The organism is Stenotrophomonas sp. 3diitr2024 (genome assembly GCF_042136455.1).
Lineage (GTDB): Bacteria > Pseudomonadota > Gammaproteobacteria > Xanthomonadales > Xanthomonadaceae > Stenotrophomonas > Stenotrophomonas sepilia.
The window spans coordinates 1-7,888 of record NZ_JBHHMJ010000505.1 but is presented as its reverse complement, the minus strand read 5'-3'; the positions used below and the strand labels follow the sequence as shown (position 1 = coordinate 7,888).

The 7,888-nt window shown below is 67.1% G+C and carries 5 protein-coding genes; 2 read left to right on the top strand and 3 right to left on the bottom strand.

The window, feature by feature from the left end; genetic code table 11:
- Positions 1 to 37: 37 nt before the first annotated feature.
- Positions 38 to 1,714, bottom strand: a complete 1,677-nt coding sequence (locus ABGA94_RS12855) for an electron transfer flavoprotein-ubiquinone oxidoreductase (RefSeq protein WP_095378416.1) — start codon at positions 1,712 to 1,714, stop codon at positions 38 to 40.
- A gap of 302 nt (positions 1,715 to 2,016) precedes the next feature.
- Between ABGA94_RS12855 and ABGA94_RS12850 the strand changes: the two genes are divergently transcribed.
- Positions 2,017 to 3,180, top strand: coding sequence for an acyl-CoA dehydrogenase family protein (locus ABGA94_RS12850; protein WP_005420799.1), 1,164 nt, complete (start codon positions 2,017 to 2,019; stop codon positions 3,178 to 3,180).
- Positions 3,181 to 3,566: 386 nt separating this feature from the next.
- On the opposite strand, the gene ABGA94_RS12845 is transcribed toward ABGA94_RS12850, so the two are convergent.
- Positions 3,567 to 4,046 carry a tRNA (cytidine(34)-2'-O)-methyltransferase gene (locus tag ABGA94_RS12845; protein WP_005420795.1) on the bottom strand — a complete coding sequence of 160 codons (480 nt, stop codon included), beginning with the start codon at positions 4,044 to 4,046 and terminating at the stop codon, positions 3,567 to 3,569.
- Between the two features lie 69 nt (positions 4,047 to 4,115).
- Complete coding sequence (locus ABGA94_RS12840; RefSeq protein ID WP_188239525.1) at positions 4,116 to 4,592, bottom strand: hypothetical protein; 477 nt, start codon at positions 4,590 to 4,592, stop codon at positions 4,116 to 4,118.
- A gap of 416 nt (positions 4,593 to 5,008) precedes the next feature.
- Here ABGA94_RS12840 and ABGA94_RS12835 point away from each other — a divergent pair, with 416 nt between their 5' ends.
- On the top strand, positions 5,009 to 7,858 hold the full coding sequence (locus tag ABGA94_RS12835; RefSeq protein WP_375367459.1) for a M16 family metallopeptidase: 2,850 nt from the start codon (positions 5,009 to 5,011) through the stop codon (positions 7,856 to 7,858).
- Positions 7,859 to 7,888: the final 30 nt, after the last annotated feature.

Below are 7,888 nucleotides of genomic sequence, written 5' to 3'. Positions count from 1 at the left end.
CGGCCGGGCTGCGACACGCGGTCGCAGCCCGGGGCGATCACATGCCCGAGTAGTTCGGGCCGCCGCCGCCCTGCGGGGTCACCCAGACGATGTTCTGGGTCGGATCCTTGATGTCGCAGGTCTTGCAGTGCACGCAGTTCTGCGCGTTGATCTGCAGGCGCGCGTCGCCGGCGTCGCCGACGAACTCGTACACGCCGGCCGGGCAGTAACGGGCTTCGGGACCGGCGTACTCGGCCAGGTTCACCTTCACCGGAATGCTCGGATCCTTCAGCGTCAGGTGGCTGGGCTGGTTCTCGTCGTGGTTGGTGCTGCTCAGGAACACCGAGCTGAGACGATCGAAGGTCAGCACGCCATCGGGCTTGGGGTAGGCGATGCGGGTGTGCTGCGACGCCGGCTCCAGGCAGGCGTGGTCCGGCTGGGTGCGGTGCAGGGTCCACGGCGGGTTGCGCACGCCCAGCTTCGGCAGCAGCCACTGCTCCACGCCGGTCATCAGCGTGGCAACGGTCTGGCCCTTCTTGAACCACTGCTTGAAGTTCTTGGCCTGCTGCAGTTCGGTGAACAGCCAGCTGGCTTCAAACGCCTTCGGGTAGGCGCTCAGTTCATCGTGCTGGCGATCGGCGGCCAGCGCGTCGAACGCGGCGTCGGCGCACAGCATGCCGGTCTTGATCGCGGCATGGCTGCCCTTGATGCGGCTGGCGTTGAGGTAGCCGGCCTCGCAGCCGACCAGCGCCCCCCCGGGGAACACCGTCTTCGGCAGCGACAGCAGGCCGCCGGCGGTGATCGCACGCGCGCCGTAACCGATGCGGGTGCCGCCCTCCAGGTGCTTGCGGATGGAGGGATGGGTCTTGAAACGCTGGAACTCCTCGAACGGGCTCAGCCACGGGTTCTTGTAGTCCAGGCCGACCACGTAACCAATGGCGACCTTGCCGCCGTCGGCGTGGTACAGGAACGCGCCGCCGTAGGTGTCGCTGTCCAGCGGCCAGCCAGCCGCATGCACCACCAGGCCCGGCTCATGCCTGGCCGGGTCGATCTGCCACAGCTCCTTGATGCCGATGCCGTAGGCCTGCGGGTCCTTGCCTTCGTCCAGTTTGTAGCGGGCGATCAGCTGGCGACCGAGGTGGCCGCGCGCACCTTCGGCGAAGATCGTGTACTTGGCGTGCAGCGCCATCCCACGCTCGAAGGCCGGACCGATGCTGCCGTCCTTCTCGATGCCCATGTCGCCGGTGGCCACGCCGATCACCTCGCCGTTGTCGCCGTACAGCACTTCTGCAGCGGCGAAGCCCGGGAAGATCGCAACCTCCAGCGCCTCGGCCTGCTGCGCCAGCCAGCGGGTCACTTCGCCCAGGCTGATGATGTAGTTGCCTTCGTTGTGGAAGCACTCCGGCAGCAGCGCATTGGGGGTGCTGCGCGCGCCGGTCTCGCTGAGGAACAGGAATTCGTCGCGGGTGACCTTCTGCTTCAGCGGTGCGCCGCGCTCGGCCCAGTCCGGGAACAGCTCGGTCAGCGCGCGCGGATCCATCACCGCGCCGGACAGCACGTGCGCGCCCGGTTCGGAGCCCTTCTCCAGCACGCACACCGACAGCTCGCGGCCGGCTTCGAGCGCGCGCTGGCGCAGGCGGATCGCGGTGGCCAGGCCGGCGGGGCCGGCGCCGACGATCACCACGTCGAACTCCATTACTTCACGCGGGGGCAGGGCGTTGGCTTCAGCGCTCATCGATTGCATGACTCGTGGGTAGGGCCGGCATCGGGGCCACCGGCGGTGCCTGGGAATCGCGCGTGCGGCCACGGGCGAAACGGTTGTTTGAATGTGTCAGGGTACCGGGCCGCGCGTGATCGAGCTAGATCGACGATGTTCACGTCATGATTGCTGCATTGCAGCGAACGCGGCTTCGGTGGTCGCCAACCTTGGTTGGCACCGGCAGAAAATACCAGCGCCGACCAAGGTCGGCCTCTACCCGTGCACCAACGCTGCGCGGATGACCGACAATGGCCGGGTCCTGACTGCGTGTGAGTGCCATGGCTTTGCATCCGTACGATCTGTTCGATGTCCGTTCCCTGCTCAACGAGGAAGAGCGCGCAGTGCAGGAGAGCGTCGCCCGCTTCACCAACGAGCGCGTGCTGCCGATCATCGGCGATGCCTTCGACCAGGCCCGCTTCCCCGATGAACTGGTGCCTGAGATCGCCTCGTTGGGCCTGCTGGGCGCGACCCTGCCGGCCGAGTACGGCGGCGGTGGCCTCGGCGCGGTCAGCTATGGCCTGATCTGCCAGGAGCTGGAGCGCGGCGATTCGGGCCTGCGCAGCTTCGTTTCGGTGCAGAGCTCGCTGTGCATGTATCCCATCTACGCGTACGGCAGCGAGGAACAGCGCCAGCAGTGGCTGCCGGCGATGGCACGCGGCGAACTGATCGGCTGCTTCGGCCTGACCGAGGCGCACGGTGGGTCCGACCCGGCCAGCATGAAGACCCGCGCGGTGCGCGACGGCAGTGACTGGCGCATCAGCGGCAGCAAGATGTGGATCACCAGCGGCCCGGTGGCCGATCTGGCCATCGTCTGGGCACAGACCGAGGACGGCATCCAGGGCTTCGTGCTGGAAAAGGGCATGGCCGGCTTCACGACGCAGGAGATCAAGCACAAGATGAGCCTGCGCGCGTCGCTGACCGGCGCGCTGTTCTTCGATGACGTGCGCGTGCCCGACAGCCATCGCCTGCCGAACGTGAAGGGCCTGAAGGGGCCGCTGGGCTGCCTGACCCAGGCCCGTTACGGCATCAGCTGGGGGCCGATCGGTGCGGCGATTGCCTGCCTGGATGAAGCGCTGGGCTATGCCAAGGAGCGCGTGCTGTTCGGTCGCCCGCTGGCCGCAACTCAGAGCGCGCAGATCAAGCTGGCCGAGATGGCCCGCCGGATCACCACCGCGCAGTTGCTGGCGCTGCAGCTGGGCCGGCTGAAGGAAGCCGGCCAGCTGCAACCGCAGCAGGTCAGCCTGGCCAAATGGAACAACTGCCGCATGGCGATCGACATCGCCCGCGAGTGTCGCGATCTGCTGGGCGGTGCGGGCATCACCACCGAGCACGTGGCGATCCGGCATGCGCTGAACCTGGAATCGGTGATCACCTATGAAGGCACCGAGACCGTGCACCAGCTGGTGATCGGCCGCGAACTGACCGGCATCAACGCGTTCTGAGTGCACCGGTAGTGCCGGCCGCTGGCCGGCATTGCCAGGTAGGGTGCACGCGCCCCGGGCAACGCAAGGGCGCCCACTCCTGATTGATCCAGGCGGAACGCATCCACGCATGGCATGGATCTACTGCGCGGCTGTCGGGTCCGCCTTGAAGCGAGCCGAGCACCGCAGGTCCGGCGGGGGCGAAGAGGCGCGGGTGTCTGAGCGCAGCGAGTTCCGCGCCGTTCCCCGGCGGGCCGAGGAGCGCAGGGTACCGGTGCGCAGCACCGGCTCGCAGACGGCGGCGCGTTTCTTTTGGTTACTTTTCTTTCCGCGTGGAAAGAAAAGTAACGCCCATGAACGCATGCGCCCGCCACAGCAACAATCAGGCAGAAGAGAGACGCGTGGCGCTACGCGCCACCGGCAAACCCATGCTGCCGCCACGCCTCGTACATCACCACCGCAACGGTGTTGGAAAGATTGAGGCTGCGGTTGTCCGGCCGCATCGGCAGGCGCAGGCGGCGGCCGTCGGGCAGGGCATCGAGCACCTCCTGCGGCAGGCCACGGCTTTCCGGGCCGAACAGGAACGCATCACCGTCTTCAAAGGCCACGCTGTCGTAGCGCACGCTGGCGCGGGTACTGAGTGCGAACAACCGATTCGGTGCGATCCGCGCCAGCGCGGTGTCCAGGTCGGGGTGCACCTGCAGGCGCGAGTACTCGTGGTAGTCCAGGCCGGCGCGCTTGAGCTGCTTGTCTTCCAGTGCGAAACCGAGCGGCTCGACCAGGTGCAGCTGCGCGCCGGTGTTGGCGCAGAGCCGGATCACATTGCCCGTGTTGGGCGGGATTTCCGGTTGGAACAGGATCACGTGGAACTGGGGCGCGGCATTCATCGGCGCAGTGTACCTGCGACGACCGCCGCCTTTACGGCGCACGCCCTGCGCGGGGCAGGGCGGCACCGGTTACGGGCGCAGCAGGACCTGGGCGGTTTCGGTGGCCAGGGCCTGCAGGTCGGCAGCGCTCGGACGCACCTGCAGGGCTGGCAGGTTGACGATGACCGAGTTGGCGACGTTGGTGGCAGCGGCAGCCAGGGTGGCGGCGTAGCGCTGGGCTTCCAGTTCGGCGGCCAGGGCGACGCGCTGTTCCAGGCTCGGGCGCACTTCCACCGAGGCCAGGGTGGTGATCGGCATCGCGGCGGCGACCGGGGCGGCGACGTAGCCGTTGCGCTCAGCCAGCTGGTCGGCGCTGGGGCGCACTTCCACGGTGGCCAGGGTCGGGATGCCGCTGGCCTGTTCCCAGGCCTTCTGGGCCAGCTGGTCGGCGGCAGGGCGAACCTGCACGGTGGACAGGGTCTTGATGGATTCGGAGGCCTGCACCGACGAAACAACCGCGGTGCCGGCGATCAGGGCGATGGCGATGGCAATGGTCTTGGCGTTCATGACGGGGCCTGTTTAGTGTTAGTGAGCAGTGGTGTGGTAGTAATGTAGTACACCAGTTCTGGGCATGCAAGAGAAATTTTCGATTTCCTGCATTTGTTCAGTCTTCAGTCAGCTTTTGTCTGAAGCCCTTCCTGGCGCAGGAAGTACCAAGCAATCCGCGTGCCAACTTTTAGTTATTGATTTGCAAGGCTTTTATGCGGTCCCGAAAGTGTCCGGTGGGCGGACACCTGTCCATTCGATAAGCCGCGGACACTGTCCGGACGCCTTCAGCCGGCGTCTGTGACGTTTCAAGAGCGCCCCTGGGCGTCGGGCTGGATGGTCATCTGGGCAAACACCCCCAGTGACTGGCGACCGATTCCGGCCGCCGCGCGCGCAGGCTAGGATCGGGGTTCACCTTCGTGACCAAGGATCCGGATATGTCTCTCGCCCTTCGCCCGCGCGCTGCACTGCTGGCCGTCGCCCTCAGCACCGCCCTGGGCACGCTTGTGCCTTCCCATGCGCTGGCGGCCAAGCCGGCCGCACCGGCCAAGGTCGATATCCCGTACGAGCAGTTCACCCTGCCCAACGGCCTGCGCGTGATCGTGCATACCGATCGCAAGGCGCCGATCGTTGCGGTCAACGTCTGGTACCACGTGGGCAGCAAGGACGAGCCGGCTGGCCGTACCGGCTTTGCGCACCTGTTCGAACACCTGATGTTCCAGGGCAGCGAAAACCACGATGGCGAGTTCTTCGAGCCGTTCAAGCAGGTGGGTGCCACCAACCAGAACGGCACCACCAACACCGACCGCACCAATTACTTCGAGAACGTGCCGACCACCGCGCTGGACATGGCTCTGTGGATGGAATCGGACCGCATGGGCCATCTGGTCGGTGCGATCGACCAGGCCGCGCTGGACGAGCAGCGTGGCGTGGTGCAGAACGAGAAGCGCCAGGGCGAGAACCAGCCCTACGGCCAGGCCTGGGACCAGCTCAACAAGGCGCTGTACCCGGTGGGCCACCCGTACCACCACGGCGTGATCGGGTCGATGAACGATCTGAACGCGGCGTCGCTGGATGACGTGAAGACCTGGTTCCGCACCTGGTACGGCCCGAACAATGCGGTGCTGGTGCTGGCCGGCGACATCGACCTGGCCACCGCCAAGGAAAAGGTCGCCAGGTACTTCGGCAGCATCCCGGCCGGCCCGACCATGGCGCAGCCGGCGGTGAACGTGGCCAAGCGTAGTGCCGACACGCGCGAGACGATGACCGACAAGGTGCCGCAGGCGCGCATCTACCGCGCCTGGAACGTGCCGCAGGTCGGCACCACCGAGGTCGATCAGCTGCAGTTGTTCGCGCAGGTGCTCGGCGGTGCGAAGTCTTCGCGCCTGAGCCAGCGCCTGCAGCACCAGGACAAGCTGGTGGACAGCATCGCGTCGGGCCTGTCGACCTCGCAGTTGGGCTCGAACTTCGTGATCATGGCGACGGTCAAGCAGGGCCAGGACCCGGCCAAGGTCGAGAAGATCATCGACGAGGAACTGGACCGGCTGATCAAGCAGGGCCCGACCGCGGCCGAACTGGAGCGTGCCAAGACCGGTGCCCGCGCAGGCTTCATCCGCGGCATCGAGCGCATCGGTGGCTTCGGCGGCAAGGCCGACGCCCTTGCAGAATGTGCGGTGTTCACCGGCGACCCGGGCTGCTTCCGTACCTCGCTGGCCAACATCGAGAAGGCCAGTGCTGCTGATCTGAGCCGGCTGGGCGCGCAGTGGCTGGACAAGGGCAGTCACACCCTGGTGATCGCACCGGGTGAGCGCGTGGCGCTGAAGGAAGACCCGAGCCAGGCGCCGAAGCCGTTCACCGTGCCGGCGGTGGACCCCAAGTACAGCACCCTGCCCGAGCAGGTCGACCGCAAGGCCGGCGTGCCGCAGACCCGCGAGTTCCCGCAGCTGAAGTTCCCGGCGCTGCAGCGTGCCACGCTGAAGAACGGCACCCAGGTGATCCTGGCCGAGCGCCACGAGATTCCGGTGGTGCAGTTCAGCTACCAGTTCCCGGGCGGCTTCAGTGCCGACCAGGGCCGCAAGCCGGGCACCGCCAACTTCACCATGAGCCTGATGACCGAAGGCGCCGGCAAGCTGGGCTCGCTGGCCTTCGCCGACGCCGCGGATGCGCTGGGCGCCAGCCTGGATGCTTCGGCCGGCCTGGATTCGATGAGCGTGGACCTGTCGGCACTGAAGGAAAACCTGGCACCGTCGCTGGCGCTGTACCGCGACCTGCTGCGCGAGCCGCGCTTCGAGCAGGGCGAGATCGACCGGGTCAAGGCGAGCTGGATCGCTGGCATCCAGCAGGAGAAGGTGAACCCGGGTGCGGTGGCGATGCGCGTGCTGCCCCCGCTGCTGTATGGCAAGGGCCACCCGTATGCCATTCCGTTTACCGGTAGCGGTGACGAGGCGGCGATCAACGGCCTGACCCGCGAGGACCTGGTCGACTTCCACCACGACTGGCTGCGCCCGCAGAACGGCACCCTGATCGTGGTCGGCGACACCACCCTGGCCGAGATCGTGCCGCTGCTGGACAAGCAGCTGGGCGACTGGAAGGCCAGTGGCGAGGCCCCGCAGGTGAAGGCGGCCACCGACGTTGCGCTGCCGGAGGGCCCGCGCGTGTTCCTGATCGACCAGCCGGGCGCGGTACAGGCCAACCTGTTCGCCGGCCAGGTGGTGGCACCTTCCAGCGCCACCAGTTCGACCCGCTTCGACATCGCCAACGGCGTGATCGGCGGCGACTTCACCTCGCGCCTGAACATGAACCTGCGCGAGGACAAGCACTGGTCGTACGGTGCGCGCAGCAGCGCGGTCAATTCGGTGGGCCAGCGCCCGTGGATGGCCAGCGCGCCGGTGCAGATCGACAAGACCGGCCCGGCATTGGCGGAAATGCGCAAGGAAATCGCCGCGTTCGCCGATGGCAGCAAGCCGGCCACCGCTGCCGAGGTCAACCGCATCCGCAACATCCAGACCCTGAGCCTGCCCGGTGCCTACGAGACCGCCAGTGCGGTGGCGTCGACCATCGGTTCGATCGTGCAGTTCAAGCGCCCGGACGACTACGTGCTGCGGCGCAAGGCCGAGATCGAAGCGATGACCCCGGCGCAGGTGCAGCAGGCCGCCGCCGAGATCAAGCCGCAGGCCCTGACCTGGGTGGTGGTGGGTGACCTCAAGCAGACCGAAGCGGCCGTGCGCGCGCTGAACCTGGGCGAGGTGACGGTGATCGACGCCGAAGGCAACCCGGTCAAGAAATAAGGCAAGACCCGGCCCGCCATGTGGCGGGCC

Bases quoted from the DNA above. Each gene is read 5' to 3' on its own strand.
- ABGA94_RS12855 (WP_095378416.1), bottom strand. From the start codon at position 1,714: ATGAGCGCTGAAGCCAACGCCCTGCCCCCGCGTGAAGTAATGGAGTTC.
- ABGA94_RS12850 (WP_005420799.1), top strand. From the start codon at position 2,017: ATGGCTTTGCATCCGTACGATCTGTTCGATGTCCGTTCCCTGCTCAAC.
- ABGA94_RS12845 (WP_005420795.1), bottom strand. From the start codon at position 4,046: ATGAATGCCGCGCCCCAGTTCCACGTGATCCTGTTCCAACCGGAAATC.
- ABGA94_RS12840 (WP_188239525.1), bottom strand. From the start codon at position 4,592: ATGAACGCCAAGACCATTGCCATCGCCATCGCCCTGATCGCCGGCACC.
- ABGA94_RS12835 (WP_375367459.1), top strand. From the start codon at position 5,009: ATGTCTCTCGCCCTTCGCCCGCGCGCTGCACTGCTGGCCGTCGCCCTC.